Origin of the sequence: Streptomyces verrucosisporus, assembly GCF_017114865.1 — a bacterium.
GTDB lineage: Bacteria > Actinomycetota > Actinomycetes > Streptomycetales > Streptomycetaceae > Streptomyces > Streptomyces fenghuangensis.
Genome location: NZ_JADEYH010000015.1, coordinates 61,956 through 80,667 on the forward strand (window position 1 = coordinate 61,956; position 18,712 = coordinate 80,667).

Consider the following 18,712-nt stretch of genomic DNA (forward strand, 5'->3'; position numbering starts at 1 on the left):
CCCGGTGGACGCGACCGGCTGAGCGGCGCCGGGCCGAACCAGTAGAGTGCCGCCCGTGGCAGCACGACCGTTGAGTGAACTTGTCGAACCCGGCTGGGCCAAGGCGCTGGAGCCGGTGGCCGGGCGCATCACCGCGATGGGCGACTTCCTGCGCGCGGAGATCGCAGCGGGACGCACCTATCTGCCGGCCGGGCCGAACGTGCTGCGCGCCTTCCAGCAGCCCTTCGACGACGTACGGGTCCTCATCGTGGGCCAGGACCCGTACCCCACACCGGGCCACGCCGTCGGGCTGAGCTTCTCGGTCGCCCCGGAGGTGCGCCCGCTGCCCGGCAGTCTGGAGAACATCTTCCGGGAGCTGCAGGCCGACCTCGGGCTGCCCCGGCCGTCCAGCGGCGATCTCACTCCGTGGACGCGGCAGGGCGTCCTGCTGCTCAACAGGGCACTGACCACCGCACCGCGCCGGCCCGCCGCGCACCGCGGCAAGGGCTGGGAGGAGGTCACCGAGCAGGCGATCCGGGCGCTCGCCGCGCGCGGCAAGCCGCTGGTGGCCGTCCTGTGGGGCCGGGACGCCCGGAATCTGCGGCCACTGCTGGAGGCGCACCCGGCGGTGGAGTCGGCCCACCCCTCCCCCATGTCGGCGGACCGCGGCTTCTTCGGTTCGCGCCCGTTCAGCAGGGCCAACGAGCTGCTGGTGCGGCAGGGCGGGGAGCCGGTCGACTGGCGCCTGCCGTGACGGGCCGCCCGGTCCCCTGGGTTCTGGGGGTGGACTCGGGCGGGTCCGGACTGCGCCTCGCCCTGGCCCGGGCCGGCGGTGACGGTTCGGCGGCGGCGCCGGCCCCGGTGGGCACCACCGCCTGCGACCTTCCGGTGCGCACCGGCCCCGCGGGCATCGAGGCGGCCCACCTGCTGGAGCTGGTGCTGCCCCGGGCCCGTTCCCTGCTGGCCGCCGCCGAACCGGACGCCGCCGGGAAGGCTGCCGCCGGATTCCGGATCGACACCGTGTGCGTGGGGGCGGCGGGCATGGCGACGCTCGGCGGCGAACTGCGCGCCGAGCTGCCGGGGGCGTTTGCCCGGGAGCTGGGCGCCCGGCGCGTGGCCCTGGCCGCCGACGCCGTGACCGCGTACGCCGGCGCGCTGGGCGAGCGGCCCGGTGCCGTGGTCGCCGCCGGGACCGGGATGATCGCGACGGGCACCGACCTGCGCTCCTGGCGGCGCGCCGACGGCTGGGGCCACCTGCTGGGCGACTGCGGCGGCGGCGCCTGGATCGGCCGGGCCGGCCTGGAGGCGGCGATGCGCGCCCATGACGGCCGGCCGGGCGGCTCGGCCGCACTGCTCGCCCGCGCCGAGACCGTCTTCGGCCCGGTGGCCTGCCTGCCGGGGAAGCTGTATCCGCGCACCGACCGCCCGGCGGTGCTCGCCTCGTTCGCCCCGGAGGTGGCCGACTGCGCCGAGCGGGACCCGGTGGCGGCGCGCGTCCTCGAGGAGGCGGCCGCCCACATCGCCGGGAGCGCCGCCGCCGTCTGCCCCGGATCCGAGGGCAGCCTCGTCGCCCTGACCGGCGGGCTTCTCGGGATCGGCGAGCCGCTGCTCGCCCCTCTGCGCCGGGAGCTGGCCGTACGGCTGCCGCACGCCCGGACCGTCCCGGCGGCGGGGGACCCCCTGGCCGGAACCCTGTTCCTGGCCGGCCGGCTGGCCCGGGACGCGCTGCGGCTGCCGCGTGACCCGGCGCTCCTCCGCATCGGGTGAGACGGGTGCGGGACCGAACGTGCCGGACAGCACAGGGCGGTTACCCAGGGGAATGGGACCGTCACCGCGACGCGCGGGAGGAAAGGGGACAGACCGGCACTCCTCCGCCCCGCCCGAACAGCCGAACCCGCCAAGGCATTAGCATGCGGCGCCATGAGCACCCCCACTGGGCCCGCGAACGGCCTGCCCGTACGAATGCCGCGTCCCCGACAGCCCGGACGGCACCGGCGGCCTCAGCCCGCCATAGCGCCTGAGGGTGCGCCCGCTCTGGTGCTGGCCGTCCCCGGAGTGCCCTCCGGCACCTCCCGGAGCCTCGCCGAGGAGATCCTGAGCATCGCCCGCTCCGAGCTGCCGGGACTCGACGCCCGGGTCGGTTTCGTGGACGGCGACGACGGCGAGTTCCCCGCCCTCCGGACCGTGCTGACGCAGGCCGCGGCCGACCGCTCCTCCCGGGCCGCCGCGGCGACGGCCGCCGTCGAGGCCGCCGCCGCCGAGGCGGTGGAGGCGGGCGCGGAGGCAGCCGAGGTGGAGGCCGAGGCCGAGGCCGCCCGCCGCAGGATCGAGGAGGCCCCGCTCGCGGTGGTCGTCCCCCTGCTGGCCGGGCCCGACGGAGCGCAGATGCGGCGGATACGCCAGGCCGTGCTCGAGAGCGGCTCCGGTGCCGAGCTGACCGATGTGCTCGGCCCGCACCCGCTGCTGGCCGAGGCCGTCCACGTCAAGCTCTCGGAGGCCGGACTCGCCCGGGCGGACCGCGCCCGGCTGTTCACCGTGGCCACCGCCGCCGACGGCATCATCCTGGCCGCCATGGGCGGCGAGGAGGCCGTGCAGGCCGCCGGGATCACCGGAATGCTGCTGGCCGCGCGCCTGGCGGTGCCGGTGCTGTCCGCCGGGCTGGACGAGGAGGGCGCCGTCACCCGCGCCGCCGAGCAGCTCCGTGAGGCCGGCTCCCGGCAACTCGCCCTGGCACCCTGCCTGATCGGCCCCGAGATCCCCGAGGGCCTGCTGGAGTCCGCGGTGCGGGAGGCCGACTGCCAGGCCGCCGAGCCGCTGGGCTCCTACACGGCGGTGGGCAGACTGGTGGCCTCCACCTACGCCGCGAAGCTCGGCATCGCCCAGCGGTCGCCGCAGGAGGCGCAGGCCCACTGATCCGGGCCCTCCCCCTGCGGCCCGCCGGGTCGCGGACCGCACGGCGGCCGGGCCCCGGCCGGACCCCTCCGCCGAGCCGTCGGCCGGTTCCTCAGCCGAGGACGACGCAGGTGGCGGCGGGAGCCTGGATCGAGCCCGCCCGGTGCGGCACCCCGGTGTCCGGGTCGATGTCGAACCAGGTCACGTCGCCCGAGCGCTCGTTGGCCGCGTAGAGCCTGCGCCCGGCCGGGTCCAGGGCCAGGTCGCGCGGCCAGTGCCCGCCGCAGGGGACGGTGGTGACCAGCTCCATACCCTCGCCGTACGGCTCCAGCGCCAGTACGGCGATGCTGTCGTGCCCGCGGTTGGCCGCCCAGGCCCAGCGGCCGTCGGCGGAGACCACCAGTTCCGAGGGGTGGTTCCTCCCTTCCGCCCCGGAGCCCGCCGGCAGCGTGCCGACCTCCCCCGCGGGCTCCAGGGCACCGCTCGCCCGGTCCCAGCGGCAGCAGGCCACGGTGGAGACCAGTTCGTTGACGACGTAAGCCCGGTCGCCGCGCGGGTGGAAGGCCAGGTGCCTGGGTCCGCTGCCGGGCCGCAGCGGTGTCCGCCCGTGCGGGCGGAGCGCGGCCGCGGTGTGGTCGAGGCGGTAGACCCACACCGAGTCGGCGCCGAGGTCGACCGCCAGCAGCCAGCGCCACGAGGCGTCGGCGACCACGGCGTGGGCGTGCGGCCCGTCCTGCCGCCCCTCCACCGGCCCGCTGCCGGTGTGAGGCAGTACGGCCGGTTGCGCGCCAAGGGTTCCGTCCGGGCGCAGCGGCAGCGAACTGACGCTCCCCGAGGTGTAGTTGGCGGTGATCAGCTGTCCGGCCGCGCAGGTCAGGTGGGTGGGACCGGCGCCTTCGACGGACACCGGCGCCCCGGCGGGGCTCGGCCGGTCGGGGTCGGCCAGGGACAGCGCGGCGGCACGGCCGTCCTCGGTCTCGCTCACCGCGTAGAGCATCCCCCCGCCCGGTCCCGGCACGAGGTAGGAGGGGTCGGCCACCGCGTCCGTGTGGTGCAGCACCGTCAGCGCCCCGGTGTCCGGAGCGACGGCGGCCGTGGTGATGCCGCGTCCGCCCGCCGAGGTGTAGGAACCGATGTACGCCCGCCGTCCGCCGCCCGCACCGTCCACTGCGCCGCCCCTCTCCCGTTCGGTCCTGCTCGAAGCGCTGCCCCGTTCCGGGCACCGGAGGGGACCGTAGCATTGGCCTGGACCAGACTGGGAGGGCTCCCAGCCCTCCGGTCCGCCCGTCCCCGGGCGCGGCGGCGCGGTCAGCCCAGGAAGGACAGCCGCACCCGCCGGTCGGGATTGTCTCCGTTGGTGTCCACCAGGCAGACCGACTGCCAGGTGCCCAGTTCCAGCCGTCCGCCGATCACCGGCAGGGTGGCGTGCGGCGGGACGAGAGCCGGCAGGACGTGGTCGCGGCCGTGGCCGGGACTGCCGTGCCGGTGGCTCCACCGGTCGTCGGCGGGCAGCAGGTCGCGCAGCGCGGCCAGCAGGTCGTCGTCGCTGCCCGCGCCGGTCTCGATGATTCCGACGCCGGCCGTCGCGTGCGGGACGAAGACGTTGAGCAGCCCGTCGCGGCCGCCGGCGACCTCCGCGAGGAAACCCTCGCATTCGCGGGTGATGTCGGCGACGGTCTCGTCCGAGCCGGTGGTGATGTGCAGGGTGCGGGTGCTGAAGCGATCGCTCATGACTCCATCCTGGGGCCTGTCCCCGCTCCGGGAAGCATCCGGCCCCGCCCGTGGTTGAGCCGGACATGGAGTTCTCCGAGGTGGAGGCCGTGGTCGTGGGCGCCGGGCAGGCGGGCCTGTCGAGCGCCTACCACCTGCGGCGCGCCGGGTACGGGCCCGGCCGGGACTTCGTCGTCCTGGACCGCTCCCCGCGCCCCGGCGGGGCCTGGCAGTTCCGCTGGCCCACCCTGACCTACGGCCGGGTGCACGGAATGCACTCCCTGCCCGGCATGGAACTGACCGGCGCCGACCCCCACCGCCCCTCCTCCGAGGTGATCGGCGGGTACTTCGCCGACTACGAGCGCGCCTTCGGCCTGGCGGTGCGGCGCCCGGTGCACGTGCGCGCGGTACGCGAGGCCGGGGACGGACGGCTGCTGGTGGAGACCGACGCCGGGGTGTGGGCCGCCCGGGCGCTGATCAACGCCACCGGGACCTGGGACCGCCCCTACTGGCCCCGGGTACCCGGCCAGGAGTCCTTCGCCGGCCGTCAGTTCCACACCTCCCGCTATCCCGGGCCGGGCGCCTTCGCGGGCGAGCGCGTGGTGGTCGTGGGCGGCGGCACCTCCGCCGTGCAGCATCTGCTGGAGATCGCGCCGGTCGCCGCCGCCACGGCCTGGGTGACCCGCCGCGAACCGGTCTTCACCGAGGGGCCGTTCGACGCCGAGCGCGGGCGTGCGGCGGTCGCCCTGGTCGAGGAGCGCGTGCGCGGGGGGCTGCCGCCGCGCAGCGTGGTCTCCGTCACCGGACTGCCCATGACCGAGGAGATACGGCGCGCCCGGGCCAGCGGGGTGCTGCGGCGCCTGCCGATGTTCGACCGGATCACTCCCGACGGTGTGGAGTGGGACGACGGGCGCTTCGTCGCGGCGGACAGCATCGTGTGGGCCACCGGTTTCCGTCCCGCGATCGGCCATCTGGCGCCGCTGCGGCTGCGCGAGCCGGGCGGCGGCATCCGCATGGACGGCACCCGCGTGGTGCGCGATCCCCGGATCCATCTGGTCGGCTACGGCCCCTCGGCGAGCACCGTCGGCGCGAGCCGCGCGGGCCGGGCCGCGGTCCGTGCGGTGCGGGACCTCCTCGACCACCCCTCGGGAGACGAACAGGCATCCGGGGAATCACCCGTACGTGTGGCGGCGGGGGAAACGGCTGCGTGGCGACCACGGGACACGTGATGCTCACGTTGTGCGAGTGACGCGCAGCGGAGCGTCACCGCCTCCCCCCGGCCCGGAGTCCCACCGGGAGACGGGGGCTGTCCCGACACTCACAAGGAGAAAGTTTCCGATGGATCTCATCACCAGCCTGCTCGCCGGCCTCGTCCACTTCGTGGGCCGGCTCGTCTGACCGAACGGCGGGCGACGACCCGGCGGCGCCGCCTCTCCCGTCCCAGGGGAGGCGGCGCCGCCGTGCGTGGGGCCGGGGACCGGCACCCGGCCAGGTCCCCGGAGCGGTCGCGGCTCAGTGGCGCGGCGCGGAGATGCTGGAGTCGCGGACGACCAGTTCGGGCTGGAGCACGATCCGCTGGTGCCGGTGCTCGGCGGCCGCCTCCCCGGTCTCCTCGATGAGCAGATCGGCGGCCGTGCGCCCCATCCGGAAGGCGGGCTGCCGCACCGAGGTCAGGGGTACGGCCGCCGCCGCGGCGAACTCGATGTCGTCGTAGCCGACCAGGGCGATCTCCCCCGGCACCGAGACACCGGCCGCGAACAGCGCCTGGAGCACCCCCAGCGCGAGCAGGTCGTTGGCGCAGAACACCGCCGTCGGCCTGGGAGCCATCCCCAGCAGCCTGGCGCCGGCGTCCCGTCCGGCCCCCACGTCGAGCCGCTCGCCCTCGATCCGGCGCAACGCGCTGTGGGGCAGCCCCGCCTCGCCCAGGGCCGCCAGTGCGCCGGTGTGCCGGTCGCGGCACTGAGACAGATGCATCGGCCCGCTCACGTAGACCAGTTCCCGGTGGCCCTGGGCCAGCAGGTGCCGGGCGGCCAGCGATCCGCCCGTGACGTCGTCGACGGAGACCGAGCAGCCCTCGTCGGCGCTGTCCAGCACCCGGTCCACCACGACGTAGGGGATGTCGTGGCGGCGGAATTCGGCCAGGTTCCGGCCGGAGGTGTCGGCCGGGGTGACCAGGACGCCGCGCACCCGCTGCTCGGCGAAGAGGGAGAGGTAGTCGGCCTCCTCCGCGGGGCTCTGCGCGCTGTTGCACAGCATCACCCCGAGCCCCTCCTCCCGCGCCGCCCGCTCCGCTCCGGAGGCCACGTCGGCGAAGAAGGGATTGGCCATGTCCAGCACGAGCAGGGCGATGATCCGGCTGCGGCCCGCCCGCAGGTGCCGCGCCGACTCGCTGCGCACATAGCCGAGTTGCGTTATCACCGCCTGCACCCGGGTCCTGGTCTCCTCGGCGACCATCTCCGGCCGGTTGATGACGTTGGAGACGGTCCCCACCGACACCCCCGCCTGACGTGCCACGTCCTTGATGCCCACCATGCGCGCCACGAGCCCGACCGTCTCCCCGTTTCCTGCTGTTCGCGGCGCCCGGCCCGGGGCCGCGCGCCCATGCTACGCACCCGCTCCGGCGCCCGGGACGCGGTGGAGCCCGCGGCGTCACCACGGGCGTCATCGCCGTCAGTCGATGTGGAAGACCTCGGTGAGCGGGCGCATGGCCTCGTCCGGCCGCGCGCCGTCCAGGGACTCGAAGAAGCCGGCCATCTCCGCCTGCCAGCGGGCGTTGACGTCCGTGGCCTCCATGGCGGCCACGGCCGCGGCGAAGTCATCGGTCTCCAGGTAGCCGACGAGGAGGCCGTCCTCGCGCAGGAAGAGCGAGTAGTTGCGCCAGCCGCTCCGGCTCAGGGCATCGAGCATCTCCGGCCAGACGGCGGCGTGCCGCTCACGGTACTCCGCCAGCCGGTCGGCGCGAACCTTCAGCAGAAAGCAGACGCGCTGCACGCGTTCCTCCTCGCGGGAGCCGTGGACGACCGTGATCTTTTATGTGAAAGGTTTCATGGAGATCACACGAAGTTAGGGGCGCTCCACCCTCCTCGTCAATGGACCGGGGACAGAAAAGTCCGAATGCCCGGGAAGCGCCGGACCTTCGGACCCTCGCCCGCCCTGCCCCTTGACACTCCCACCGGACCCCCATAGCTTTCCGGCGATGAAACGATTCATGAAGCCGTCCGGACCTCGGGAGCTCTGACGCATGACCGCCGTGTCCGCCGTGAAGGCGGCCCTCAGGAAACAGGCCATCGAGACGCCCTCGTGGGCCTACGGCAACTCCGGAACGCGTTTCAAGGTCTTCGCGCAGCCCGGCGTCCCGCGCACCCCGCGGGAGAAGCTCGACGACGCGGCTCGGGTGCACGCGCACACCGGCGTCGCGCCGACCGTGGCGCTGCACATTCCCTGGGACCGGGTCGAGGACTACGCCGCGCTGACGGACTACGCGAAGGAGCGCGGCCTGTCCCTCGGCGCGATCAACTCCAACGTCTTCCAGGACGACGACTACCGGCTCGGCAGTGTCTGCCACCCCGACCCGGCCGTGCGGCGCAAGGCGCTGGACCACCTGCTGGAGTGCGTCGACATCATGGACGCCACCGGCTCGCGCGATCTGAAGCTGTGGTTCGCCGACGGCACCAACTACCCGGGCCAGGACGACGTACGAGCCCGCCAGGACCGGCTGGCCGAGGCGCTCACCGCGGTGTACGAGCGGCTCGGCGACGGGCAGCGGATGCTGCTGGAGTACAAGTTCTTCGAGCCCGCCTTCTACACCACCGACGTCCCCGACTGGGGCACCGCCTACGCCCACTGCCTGCGGCTGGGCGAGAAGGCGCAGGTGGTGGTGGACACCGGTCACCACGCGCCGGGCACCAACATCGAGTTCATCGTGGCCGTGCTGCTGCGCGAGGGGAAGCTGGGCGGTTTCGACTTCAACTCCCGCTTCTATGCCGACGACGACCTGATGGTCGGTTCGGCCGATCCCTTCCAGCTCTTCCGGATCATGTACGAGGTGGTGCGCGGCGGCGGTTACGGACCGCGGACCGCCTTCATGCTCGACCAGTGCCACAACATCGAGGCGAAGATCCCCGCGATCATCCGCTCGGTGATGAACGTCCAGGAGGCCACCGCCAAGGCCCTGCTGGTCGACCGCGACGCGCTGGCGGCCGCCCAGGCCTCCGGCGACGTACTGGCCGCCAACGCCGTGCTGATGGACGCCTACAACACCGACGTACGGCCGCTGCTGGCCGAGGTCCGCGAGGAGACGGGCCTGGACCCGGACCCGGTCGCGGCCTACCACCGCTCGGGATGGGCCGAGCGGATCACCGAGGAGCGCAAGGGCGGCCGTCAGGCCGGCTGGGGAGCGTGAGGGACATGGACGGCGACCGCACGACGGACCGGGAGACCATCGAGGCGCTGCTGGCGCGCTCGCACCGGCTGGGCTCCGATCCGCGCAACACCAACTACGCGGGCGGCAACACCTCCGCCAAGGGCACCGGCACCGACCCCGTGACCGGAGACGGGATCGAACTGATGTGGGTCAAGGGCTCCGGCGGGGACCTGGGCACACTGACCGAGGACGGGCTGGCGGCCCTGCGCCTGGACCGGCTGCGCGCGCTGAGGGACGTGTACCCCGGGGTGGAGCGCGAGGACGAGATGGTCGCCGCGTTCGACCACTGCCTGCACGGCCGGGGCGGCGCGGCCCCCTCCATCGACACCGCGATGCACGGTCTGGTGGACGCCGCCCACGTCGACCACCTCCACCCCGACTCCGGTATCGCGCTCGCCTGCGCCGCCGACGGCGAGAGACTGACCGCCGAGTGCTTCGGCGACACCGTCGTCTGGGTCCCCTGGCGGCGCCCCGGTTTCCAGCTCGGGCTGGACATCGCCGCCGCCAAGGAGGCCAATCCGCAGGCGATCGGCTGCGTCCTGGGCGGGCACGGCATCACCGCGTGGGGCGGCACCTCGGACGAGTGCGAGGCCAACTCGCTGCACATCATCCGCACCGCCGAGGCGTTCCTCGCCGAGCGCGGCCGGCCCGAGCCGTTCGGCCCGGTCCTGGGGGGCTACGAGCCGCTGGAGGAGGGCGAGCGCCGGGCGCGCGCCGCCGCGCTGGCGCCGTACGTGCGCGCCGTCGCCTCGGCCGACCGGCCGCAGATCGGGCACTTCACCGACACCGGCGCCGTGCTGGACTTCCTCTCCCGCGCCGGACATCCGCGCCTGACGGCTCTGGGCACCTCCTGCCCGGACCACTTCCTGCGCACCAAGGTCCGCCCCCTGGTCCTGGACCTGCCGGCGACCGCGCCGCTGGAGGACGCTGTCGCCCGGCTGAAGGAGCTGCACGCCGCCTACCGCGCGGAGTACCGGGCGTACTACGAGCGGCACGCGACCCCCGGCTCCCCCGCGATGCGCGGGGCGGATCCGGCGATCGTCCTGGTGCCGGGGGTGGGGATGTTCTCCTTCGGCAAGGACAAGCAGACCGCGCGGGTGGCGGGCGAGTTCTACGTCAACGCGATCAACGTGATGCGGGGGGCCGAGGCCGTCTCCTCCTACTCCCCCATCGAGGAGAGCGAGAAGTTCCGCATCGAGTACTGGGAACTGGAGGAGGCCAAGCTGCGGCGGATGCCGGAGCCGAAGGCCCTGGCCACCAGGATCGCACTGGTCACCGGCGCGGGCTCCGGCATCGGGCGGGCCATCGCGCGCCGGCTGGCCGCCGAGGGCGCGTGCGTGGCCGTCGCGGACGTGGACGAGCGCGCGGCCGAGGCGGTCGCGAAGGAACTGGGCGGACCCGACCGGGCCGTGGCCGTCACCGTCGACGTCACCGACGAGGCGGGGGTCGGGGCGGCCCTGGCCGAGACCGCCCTGGCCTTCGGCGGCGTGGACCTGGTGGTCAACAACGCCGGGATCTCCGTCTCCAGGCCGCTGCTGGAGACCACCGCCGAGGACTGGGACCGCCAGCACGCCATCATGGCCCGCGGCTCCTTCCTGGTCTCCCGGGAGGCGGCCCGGGTGATGACCGCGCAGGGGCTGGGCGGCGACATTGTCTACATCGCCTCCAAGAACGCCGTGTTCGCGGGTCCGAACAACGTCGCCTACGGCGCGGCCAAGGCCGACCAGGCTCACCAGGTGCGGCTGCTGGCGGCCGAGCTGGGCGAGTTGGGCATCCGCGTCAACGGCGTCAACCCCGACGGGGTGGTGCGCGGCTCCGGCATCTTCGCGGGCGGCTGGGGGGCGCAGCGCGCCGCGGTGTACGGGGTGCCGGAGGAGAAGCTGGGCGAGTTCTACGCCCAGCGCACCCTCCTCAAGCGCGAGGTGCTGCCCGAGCACGTGGCGAACGCGGTGTTCGCGCTGACGGGCGGCGAGCTGAGCCACACCACCGGGCTGCTCGTGCCCGTCGACGCCGGTGTCGCCGCGGCCTTCCTTCGCTGACGCCCCTGCCCCCATCCCCTGCCCGGCCACCGTGTGAACCCTGTCGTGCCACCGTGGCGGCCGGGCAGGCCCCACTCCCCTTCCCTGCGAGGTCCCGACGTGTCCCCTGCCCCGCCAACGCACTCCCCCCTGTCCTTCGCCGCCGTCGATCTGGGCGCCTCCAGCGGGCGTGTCATGGTGGGCACGGCCGGGCCGGGCGTTCTGGAGCTGCGCGAGGCGCACCGCTTCCCCAACCGCCCCGTCCGCGCCGGCGGCACCCTGCACTGGGACGTCCTCGGCCTGTACCGGGGCGTGCTGGACGGGCTGCGGGAGGCGGGCCGCGCCGTACCGCAAGGGTCCCTGGCCTCGGTCGGTATCGACTCCTGGGCGGTGGACTACGGGCTGCTGGACGCCTCGGGCGCGCTGCTGGGCAATCCGGTGCACTACCGCGACGGCCGTACGGCGGGGGCCGCGGAGCGGGCCGCGGCCGTGCTGCCGCCCGAGGAGCTGTACGCCGGCACGGGCCTGCAGCACCAGCCGTTCAACACCCTCCACCAGCTGGTGGCGGCCCGCGGTACGCCGGTGATGGAGGCCGCCCGACGCCTGCTGCTGATCCCGGATCTGATCGCGTACTGGCTGACGGGCGAGGCGGGCACCGAGCTGACCAACGCCTCCACCACCCAGCTGGTCGACCCGCGCACCGGCGACTGGGCGCGTCCGGTGGCGAGGGCGTTCGGTGTCGATCTGTCGCTGTTCCCGCCGCTGCGGCGGCCGGGCGATCCGGCGGGCGAGCTGCTGGGCGAGGTGCTGGAGGAGTGCGGGCTGGACGGGCCGGTGCCGGTGACGGCCGTCGGCTCGCACGACACCGCCTCCGCCGTGGCCGGGGTTCCGGCGCAGAGCGGGCGGGCGTTCGCCTACATCGCCACGGGCACCTGGTCGCTGGCCGGTGTGGAGCTGGACGCGCCGGTACTCACCGAGGACTCGCGCGCCGCGAACTTCACCAACGAGCTGGGCGTGGACGGCACGGTCCGCTACCTGCGCAACATCATGGGCCTGTGGCTCCTCCAGGAGTGCCTGCGCTCCTGGGAGGCCGAGGGGCTCGCGCCGGACCTGGGGGCGCTGCTGCGCGAGGCGGCGAAGGCGCCCGCGCTGCGCTCGGTGGTGGACGCCGGCGATCCGGCGTTCCTGGCGCCGGGGCGGATGCCCGCGCGGATCGCCGAGGCGTGCCGGCGCACCGGCCTGCCGGTCCCGCGCGATCCGGCCGAGACGGTCCGCTGCGTACTGGACTCCCTGGCCCTGGCCCATCGCCGGGCGGTCGCCGACGCCCGGCGGCTGTCGGGGCGGGAGGTGGAGGTGGTGCACATCGTCGGCGGCGGGGCGCGCAACGAGCTGCTGTGCCGGCTCACGGCCGACGCCTGCGGGCTGCCGGTGGTGGCGGGGCCGGCCGAGGCGGCGGCCTTCGGCAACGTGCTGGTCCAGGCGCGCGCGGCCGGCGCCGTGCACGGCGACCTGGCGGCGCTGCGCTCCCTGCTGCGCGCCACCCAGCCGCTGCGGCACCATGAGCCCATGGGTGACCAGGCAGCCTGGCGTCGGGCGGAGGCCGCGGTATGCGGGTAGCGCTGTTCGTGACGTGTGTGACCGACACCCTCTACCCGGGCACCGGGCAGGCCGCTCTCGCCGTGCTGGAGCGGCTGGGGGTGGAGGTGGACTTCCCCCTCGCCCAGAGCTGCTGCGGACAGCCGCAGTTCAACACCGGCTACCGGCGCGAGACCGAGCCGCTGGTGCGCCGCTTCGCCGAGGTCTTCCGCGGCTACGACCACATCGTCACCCCGTCCGGTTCGTGCGCGGCGATGGTGCGTGAGAACCATCCGCGGATCGCCGCCCGGGCCCCCGGGGGCCGGTCGGCGGACGAGGCGGACGAGGTGGCCGAGGTGGCCGAGGTGGCCTCCAGGACGTACGAGCTGAGCGAGTTCCTGGTGGACGTGCTGGGGGTGACGGACGTGGGCGCGTACTATCCGCACACCGTCACCTACCATCCCACCTGCCACGGTCTGCGGACGCTGGGGCTGGGCGACCGCCCCCGGCGGCTGCTGGAGAACGTGCGCGGCCTGGAGCTGATGGAGCTGCCGGGCGCAGGGGAGTGCTGCGGTTTCGGCGGGACGTTCGCGGTGAAGAACGCGGCGGTGTCGGCGGAGATGGGCGCGGACAAGGCGCGCGGCATCGAGGGAACGGGAGCTCGGGCGGTGTGCGCGGTGGACAACTCCTGCCTGATGCACATCGGCGGCATCCTGGCCCGGCGGGGCTCGGCCGTCCGGCCCGTCCACCTCGCCGAGATCCTGGCCTCGACGGACGGCGGCGCGGCGACGGACGGCGGTACTGCCGGCGGTACGGTCGGCGGCGCGAAGGAGGAGGCGCGATGAGCGGTGGGACGTTCCTGGGCATGCCCGCCTTCCCCGAGGCCGCCGCCGCGGCCGTCCGCGACACGCGGCTGCGCGGCAACCTGCGCCACGCCACCGGCACCATCCGCGCCAAGCGCGCGCAGGCCGTCGCCGAACTGCCGGACTGGGCCGGGCTGCGGGCCGCCGGCGCGGCGATCAAGGACCGCACCCTGCGCCACCTCGACCACTACCTGGAGCGGCTGGAGGAGGCCGTGACCGCCTCGGGCGGCACCGTCCACTGGGCCGCCGACGCCGCCGAGGCCAACCGGATCGTCACTCAGCTGGTCCGCGCCACCGGCGAGAGCGAGGTGGTCAAGGTCAAGTCGATGGCCACCCAGGAGATCGGCCTGAACGCCGCTCTGGAGGCGGCCGGTATCCGCGCCTACGAGACCGACCTGGCCGAGTTGATCGTCCAGCTCGGCGACGATCTGCCCTCGCACATCCTCGTCCCCGCCATCCACCGCAACCGCGGCGAGATCCGCGACGTCTTCCGCTCCGAGATGGGGCGTTGGGGCCGTCCCGCGCCCGAGGACCTGAGCGAGGAGCCGGCCGAGCTGGCCGAAGCGGCCCGGCTGCACCTGCGGGAGAAGTTCCTGCGCGCGAAGGTCGGTATCTCAGGCGCCAACTTCATGGTGGCCGAGACCGGCACGCTGGTGGTGGTGGAGTCCGAGGGCAACGGGCGGATGTGCCTGACCCTGCCCGAGACGCTGATCTCGGTGGTCGGCATCGAGAAGGTGGTGCCCACCTGGCGCGATCTGGAGGTGTTCCTCCAGCTCCTGCCCCGCTCCTCCACCGCCGAGCGGATGAACCCCTACACCTCGATGTGGACGGGCGCCGCGGACGCCGAGGGCGCCGACGGCCCGCGCGACTTCCATCTGGTGCTGCTGGACAACGGCCGCACCGACGCGCTGGCCGACACCGTCGGCCGCCAGGCGCTGCGCTGCATCCGCTGCTCGGCCTGCCTGAACGTCTGCCCGGTCTACGAGCGGGCGGGCGGGCACGCCTACGGCTCGGCCTATCCGGGCCCGATCGGCGCGATCCTCACCCCCCAGCTGCGCGGCACGGTCACGGAGCTGGACGCCTCGCTGCCATACGCGTCCTCGCTGTGCGGGGCCTGCTACGAGGTCTGCCCGGTGGCCATCGACATCCCGCAGGTCCTGGTCCATCTGCGCGAGCGCGTCGTGGAGGGCGGCGAGGCGACGGTGCGCGGGCGGCGCACCACCGTCCGCCCCGCCCGCGGGCACGCCGCCGAGCGCGCGGCGATGCGGGCGGCCCGCTGGGTCTTCGAGCACCCGGCGGCGCTGCGGGCCGGCCAGCGACTGGCCTCCCGCACCAGGCGGCTGCACCCGCGCCGCCTGCCGGGGCCGGGGCGGGCCTGGACGGCGAGCCGCGAGCTGCCCGAGGTGCCCGCCGAGTCCTTCCGCGACTGGTGGCTGCGCGAACGGGGGGACGACGGCGGGGGGCGGAAAGGCCGGGGAGAGCGAGGAGAGCGGAGAGACCGGGGAGGCGACCGATGAGCGGCCGCGAGGTGGTGCTGGGCCGGATCCGCCGCGCCCTGCGGGACGTACCGCGCTCCGAGGCGCCGGACGACGTCCCCGTGCCCCGGGAATACGCGCGCGCCCACAGCTCGTCCGGGACCGGGGCGGCCGGCACGTCCGAGGCGCTCACCGGGCTGCTGGCAGAGAACCTGGCGGACTACCGGGCCGTGGTGCACCGCACCGGCACCGACGGCCTGTCCCCGCTTCTGTGCCGTCTGCTGGCTGCGCGCGGCAGCGCCACGGTGCTGGTGCCGCCCGGTCTGCCGCCGCACTGGCTGAAGGCCACCGACCCCGTCCGCATCCACGACCGCGCCGCCACCACCGCGCGCGAACTGGACTCGGTGGACAGCGTGGTGACCGGGTGCGCGGTGGCGATCGCGGATACCGGCACGATCGTGCTGGACGGCGGTCCCGGACAGGGACGCCGCCGCATCACCCTGATCCCCGACCACCACATCTGCGTGGTGCGCGCCCCCGAACAGGTGGTGGCGTCGGTGCCCGAGGCGCTGGAGAGGCTCGACCCGGCCCGTCCGCTGACCTGGATCTCCGGCCCGTCGGCCACCAGCGACATCGAGCTGGACCGGGTGGAGGGCGTCCACGGCCCGCGCACCCTGGAGGTGGTCCTCGTCGAGGAGCCGGCCCCCGGAGGGTGAGCCGCGCGGGGGCGGCGGCCCAGGAGGGTGAGACGCGGGCGGGCGCAACCGGGGCTGCTCCGTCGGGGCGCCGCCATTGCTCTGTACCTCTGTCACCGTGCGTGGCCTCTTGTCGCTCAGCGCGCCCGCGACTAGCTTCCCCGCATGCCTTCCCGCCGTTCCCTCCTCGCCGGCGGCGCGGCAGCCGCGCTGGCCGCCCCGCTCCTGCCCTCCGCCACCGCCTCCGCCGCGTCCGGCGGCCGCTCCGGAGGCCGGGGCGTCGTCCCCGGCGCCGACGTCGCGGCCGCCCGCGACTGGTCGATGCTGCGCGGCCGCCGAGTAGGCGTGATCAGCAATCCCACCGGTGTCCTGCGCGACACCGGGCACATCGTGGACTCCATGGCCGCCCGCAGTGAGCTGGAGATCGCCGGGGTGTTCGGCCCCGAGCACGGTTTCCGGGGCAGCGCGCAGGCGGGCGGATCCGAGCCGGAGTTCACCGACCCGCGCACCGGCCTGACGGTGTACGACGCGTACGGCGCGGGCGCGGCGAAGCTGGCCGAACTGTTCACCAGGGCCGGGGCGGACACGGTCGTCTTCGACATCCAGGACGTCGGCGTCCGCTTCTACACCTACATCTGGACCATGTACAGCGCGATGGTCGCCGCCCGCTCCACCGGCGCCCGCTTCGTGGTGCTGGACCGGCCCAACCCGATCGGGCGGCGGGCCGACGGCCCTCTGATGACCGAGGAGTTCACCTCGGGCGTCGGCGCCGAGGTGATCATCCAGCAGCACGGGATGACGGTGGGCGAGCTGGCCCGCTACTTCAACGGCGAGCTGCTGCCGAAGGAGGGCGGGGGCGGGGAGCCGGCGGAGCTGGAGGTCGTGCCGGTGCACGGCTGGGACCCGTGCTCCACCGCGCACGGCAGCGGCCTGCCCTGGGTGCCGCCCTCCCCGAACATGCCGACCGCGGACACCGCCGTGGTCTACGCCGGGACCGGTTACTTCGAGGGCACCAACCTCTCGGAGGGGCGCGGCACCACCCGCCCGTTCGAGTTCGTCGGCGCGCCGTACCTGGACCACCGCTACAGCGACCGGCTGAACGCGCGGAAGCTGCCGGGGGTGCGGTTCCGCGAGGGCTACTTCGTGCCGACGTTCGGCAAGCACACCGGCACCACCTGCGCGGGTGTCCAGATCCACGTCACCGATCCACTCCGCTACGAGCCGATCCCCACGGCGGTGGCGATGCTGGTGGAAGCGCGCCGCCACCCCGACTTCGCCTGGCGCCGGGACTCCTGGGACACCAGGCGTCCGTTCTGGATCGACAAGCTCTCCGGCTCACCCAGGCTGCGGGAGATGATCGACGCGGGCAAGGACGTGGAGGAGATCACGGCGGCCTGGCGGGAGGAGGTGCGCGCCTTCGAGCGGGCGCGCCGCCCGTACCTGCTCTACCGCTGAGGGGCGTCGGCGGCGGCCGGTTCGGCGCAGACCGTCTCGCCGTCCGCCCCCCGTGCCCTCGCAGCGGAACACCTCCCGGGGCGGCTCGTCGAGGTCGGTGATGTCGTCGACCCGCAGGAAGGAGATCGTCCGGCCCACCGGCTCCCCTCCGTCCCGGTGGAACTCGATACGGCCTGTGGCACCGGAGAACGGCCGATCGAGGTTCCGGCGCAGCACTTCGGTGTGGACGGCCACCGGGCCGATCAGCCGCGGGTTCCAGGGGCCGTCGGATGGGCGGACGCGCGCGGTCAGCGACTCGACGGCCTCCAGCAGCAGGACCGCCGAGTCGTAGGCGAGTCCGACGCGTTCGCCCACCGGCTCCCCCGGACCATCGCCGTCCGGACCGGTGCAGCGCGGCTTCTCCAGGGCCCGGTCCTCCGCGTCCGTACTGACCAGCTGGAGGAATTTGGCCGCCCTGCGGTCCCCGTCCTTCTCCACCCGCAGGCGCAGTGCCTCACAAGTGGCCAGGGGCGCCTTGGAGGCGAAGACCAGCGGCAGGCCGGCCGGCGCGCTCCTGCGCAGCGAGGGATTGGCCATGTAGCGGTTGACCGAGTCGTCGGCCACCAGCAGGAGCGGTTGCTCCTCGCAGGTGTCCAGAGCCCTGAGGAAGTCGTGGAACTCCGACCACCGCCCCGCGAAGAACAGCATTCCCCGGTAGCCGCACTCCTCTTTCCGCAGCCCCTTGCTCTCGAAGTCCTCGACGTACTCCAGGTTCCCGACCTTCTCCCTCAGCTGCTCCACCAGGGTCGAGACGTAGATGTCCTCCTGCAGGCTGGACCGCTCGCCGACGGTGTAGTAGACGCGTGTACCGCGGGCCTTCTGGTTCCCGGCGTTGGCGACCACCACGTTCATCAGCGGTACGTCGGCGGCGGTGGCCGGCTGCTGGATCCCCTGGTACTGGGCCACGGCCAGCCCTTCGAGTTCCTGGCGCTCGGCGGCGTACGCCTCCTCGTCGTCGTTGGTGTTGCGGCCCGTCAGAGTTCCCAGGTGGACGATCGTCACATAAGGGCGGCGCCGGCCGCTGCTCTCCCAGTTCTCACGTGCCTCCCGGTTCTGCTCGAAGAGCTTGTCCTGGATCCGCTGGAGCTTCTCCTGGCCGGGCTGGTCGTTGAACCGGAAGGCGTCGCTGTCGCTGTAGCCGACGCACTCGCCGCCCACGCTCCGGACGGACACCTGACCGGAGAAGGGCCGGTGCAGGCAGTCCGGTCCGCCCAGCCACTGCTGCGACCAGCCCAGGAGCGGCACCAGCAGGGCCAGGCACAGCGCGGCGGCGAAGGTGCGGTGGGCGTACCACCGCGGTGCGTCGGGTGCGATCACCAGCGGTCCGCCGCCGTCCTCGCCGCCGTCCGGTGCGGACGTGCCGGAGATCTCCACCGGCAGGAGCCAGGCCGTGCCGTCCGCGGCCGGCCCTCCCGGGCCCGGCCCCCGCTCCCACGCCGCCCTGCCGCCCTGCCCGACTTCCTCGGGCCGGACGGGGACGAGCGCGGGGATTCCCTGGGTGGCGGTGTCCCACGGCCGCCGTCGGCGGGCGTAGACGACCAGCAGCGGGTCCCACTGCTCCGTCTCGTAACGCACTTTCCCGACAAGC

16 protein-coding genes are annotated in these 18,712 nt (G+C 74.4%); 11 read left to right on the forward strand and 5 right to left on the reverse strand.

Annotated features, from left to right (window positions below; genetic code table 11):
* Positions 1-55 precede the first annotated feature (55 nt).
* From IQ279_RS17370 to IQ279_RS17380, 3 genes are all read left to right on the forward strand, one after another.
* Positions 56-733, forward strand: a complete 678-nt coding sequence (locus IQ279_RS17370; RefSeq protein ID WP_206349468.1) for a uracil-DNA glycosylase — start codon at positions 56-58, stop codon at positions 731-733.
* A complete protein-coding gene (locus tag IQ279_RS17375; protein WP_307792405.1) occupies positions 730-1,746 on the forward strand; it encodes an N-acetylglucosamine kinase in 1,017 nt (338 codons plus the stop codon). The genes IQ279_RS17370 and IQ279_RS17375 overlap by 4 nt, the downstream gene beginning before the upstream one ends.
* Positions 1,747-1,899: 153 nt before the next feature.
* A complete protein-coding gene (locus tag IQ279_RS17380) occupies positions 1,900-2,892 on the forward strand; it encodes a sirohydrochlorin chelatase (protein WP_206349469.1) in 993 nt (330 codons plus the stop codon).
* A 91-nt stretch (positions 2,893-2,983) separates the two neighbouring features.
* Here the strand turns inward: IQ279_RS17380 and IQ279_RS17385 are convergent, their stop codons facing one another.
* Together IQ279_RS17385 and IQ279_RS17390 are read right to left on the reverse strand one after the other, a co-directional pair.
* On the reverse strand, positions 2,984-4,039 hold the full coding sequence (locus tag IQ279_RS17385) for a lactonase family protein (RefSeq protein WP_206349470.1): 1,056 nt from the start codon (positions 4,037-4,039) through the stop codon (positions 2,984-2,986).
* Between the two features lie 140 nt (positions 4,040-4,179).
* Positions 4,180-4,602, reverse strand: coding sequence for a secondary thiamine-phosphate synthase enzyme YjbQ (locus tag IQ279_RS17390; RefSeq protein ID WP_206349471.1), 423 nt, complete (start codon positions 4,600-4,602; stop codon positions 4,180-4,182).
* Between the two features lie 65 nt (positions 4,603-4,667).
* On the opposite strand from IQ279_RS17390, the gene IQ279_RS17395 reads away from it, so the two are divergent.
* The gene (locus IQ279_RS17395; RefSeq protein ID WP_206349472.1) at positions 4,668-5,810 is read left to right on the forward strand and encodes an NAD(P)-binding domain-containing protein; all 1,143 of its coding nucleotides are present in this window, start codon (positions 4,668-4,670) and stop codon (positions 5,808-5,810) included.
* A gap of 283 nt (positions 5,811-6,093) precedes the next feature.
* Here IQ279_RS17395 and IQ279_RS17400 read toward each other — a convergent pair whose 3' ends face one another.
* Together IQ279_RS17400 and IQ279_RS17405 are read right to left on the reverse strand one after the other, a co-directional pair.
* Entirely contained in the window at positions 6,094-7,113 is a 1,020-nt protein-coding gene (locus tag IQ279_RS17400; RefSeq protein ID WP_206349536.1) for a LacI family DNA-binding transcriptional regulator, read from the reverse strand.
* A 138-nt stretch (positions 7,114-7,251) separates the two neighbouring features.
* Positions 7,252-7,572: an L-rhamnose mutarotase gene (locus tag IQ279_RS17405; protein ID WP_206349473.1), complete on the reverse strand. Its 321-nt coding sequence runs from the start codon at positions 7,570-7,572 to the stop codon at positions 7,252-7,254.
* 250 nt (positions 7,573-7,822) lie between these two features.
* Here IQ279_RS17405 and rhaI point away from each other — a divergent pair, with 250 nt between their 5' ends.
* From rhaI to IQ279_RS17440, 7 genes are all read left to right on the forward strand, one after another.
* On the forward strand, positions 7,823-8,983 hold the full coding sequence (gene rhaI / locus IQ279_RS17410) for an L-rhamnose isomerase (protein ID WP_206349474.1): 1,161 nt from the start codon (positions 7,823-7,825) through the stop codon (positions 8,981-8,983).
* Between the two features lie 5 nt (positions 8,984-8,988).
* Complete coding sequence (locus IQ279_RS17415; protein ID WP_206349475.1) at positions 8,989-11,043, forward strand: bifunctional aldolase/short-chain dehydrogenase; 2,055 nt, start codon at positions 8,989-8,991, stop codon at positions 11,041-11,043.
* Positions 11,044-11,142: 99 nt separating this feature from the next.
* Positions 11,143-12,639, forward strand: a complete 1,497-nt coding sequence (locus IQ279_RS17420) for a rhamnulokinase (protein WP_372445167.1) — start codon at positions 11,143-11,145, stop codon at positions 12,637-12,639.
* Positions 12,630-13,442 carry a (Fe-S)-binding protein gene (locus IQ279_RS17425; protein WP_206349476.1) on the forward strand — a complete coding sequence of 271 codons (813 nt, stop codon included), beginning with the start codon at positions 12,630-12,632 and terminating at the stop codon, positions 13,440-13,442. Before IQ279_RS17420 ends, IQ279_RS17425 begins: the two co-directional genes overlap by 10 nt.
* Positions 13,439-14,977 (forward strand): lactate utilization protein B, encoded by a 1,539-nt coding sequence (locus IQ279_RS17430; protein WP_206349477.1) that lies wholly within the window; start codon positions 13,439-13,441, stop codon positions 14,975-14,977. Before IQ279_RS17425 ends, IQ279_RS17430 begins: the two co-directional genes overlap by 4 nt.
* Entirely contained in the window at positions 14,974-15,651 is a 678-nt protein-coding gene (locus IQ279_RS17435) for a LutC/YkgG family protein (protein WP_206349478.1), read from the forward strand. Before IQ279_RS17430 ends, IQ279_RS17435 begins: the two co-directional genes overlap by 4 nt.
* A 144-nt stretch (positions 15,652-15,795) precedes the next feature.
* Complete coding sequence (locus IQ279_RS17440; RefSeq protein ID WP_206349479.1) at positions 15,796-17,085, forward strand: exo-beta-N-acetylmuramidase NamZ family protein; 1,290 nt, start codon at positions 15,796-15,798, stop codon at positions 17,083-17,085.
* Here the strand turns inward: IQ279_RS17440 and IQ279_RS17445 are convergent.
* On the reverse strand, positions 16,966-18,699 hold the full coding sequence (locus IQ279_RS17445) for a hypothetical protein (protein ID WP_206349480.1): 1,734 nt from the start codon (positions 18,697-18,699) through the stop codon (positions 16,966-16,968). The genes IQ279_RS17440 and IQ279_RS17445 overlap by 120 nt on opposite strands.
* Between the last annotated feature and the right edge of the window lie 13 nt (positions 18,700-18,712).

What these genes read in the sequence shown, in the direction of transcription:
- IQ279_RS17380 (WP_206349469.1), top strand. Translation starts at nt 1,900, where the DNA reads ATGAGCACCCCCACTGGGCCCGCGAACGGCCTGCCCGTACGAATGCCG.
- IQ279_RS17390 (WP_206349471.1), bottom strand. Translation starts at nt 4,602, where the DNA reads ATGAGCGATCGCTTCAGCACCCGCACCCTGCACATCACCACCGGCTCG.
- IQ279_RS17395 (WP_206349472.1), top strand. Translation starts at nt 4,668, where the DNA reads ATGGAGTTCTCCGAGGTGGAGGCCGTGGTCGTGGGCGCCGGGCAGGCG.
- IQ279_RS17400 (WP_206349536.1), bottom strand. Translation starts at nt 7,113, where the DNA reads ATGGTGGGCATCAAGGACGTGGCACGTCAGGCGGGGGTGTCGGTGGGG.
- rhaI (WP_206349474.1), top strand. Translation starts at nt 7,823, where the DNA reads ATGACCGCCGTGTCCGCCGTGAAGGCGGCCCTCAGGAAACAGGCCATC.
- IQ279_RS17415 (WP_206349475.1), top strand. Translation starts at nt 8,989, where the DNA reads ATGGACGGCGACCGCACGACGGACCGGGAGACCATCGAGGCGCTGCTG.
- IQ279_RS17425 (WP_206349476.1), top strand. Translation starts at nt 12,630, where the DNA reads ATGCGGGTAGCGCTGTTCGTGACGTGTGTGACCGACACCCTCTACCCG.
- IQ279_RS17430 (WP_206349477.1), top strand. Translation starts at nt 13,439, where the DNA reads ATGAGCGGTGGGACGTTCCTGGGCATGCCCGCCTTCCCCGAGGCCGCC.
- IQ279_RS17435 (WP_206349478.1), top strand. Translation starts at nt 14,974, where the DNA reads ATGAGCGGCCGCGAGGTGGTGCTGGGCCGGATCCGCCGCGCCCTGCGG.
- IQ279_RS17440 (WP_206349479.1), top strand. Translation starts at nt 15,796, where the DNA reads ATGCCTTCCCGCCGTTCCCTCCTCGCCGGCGGCGCGGCAGCCGCGCTG.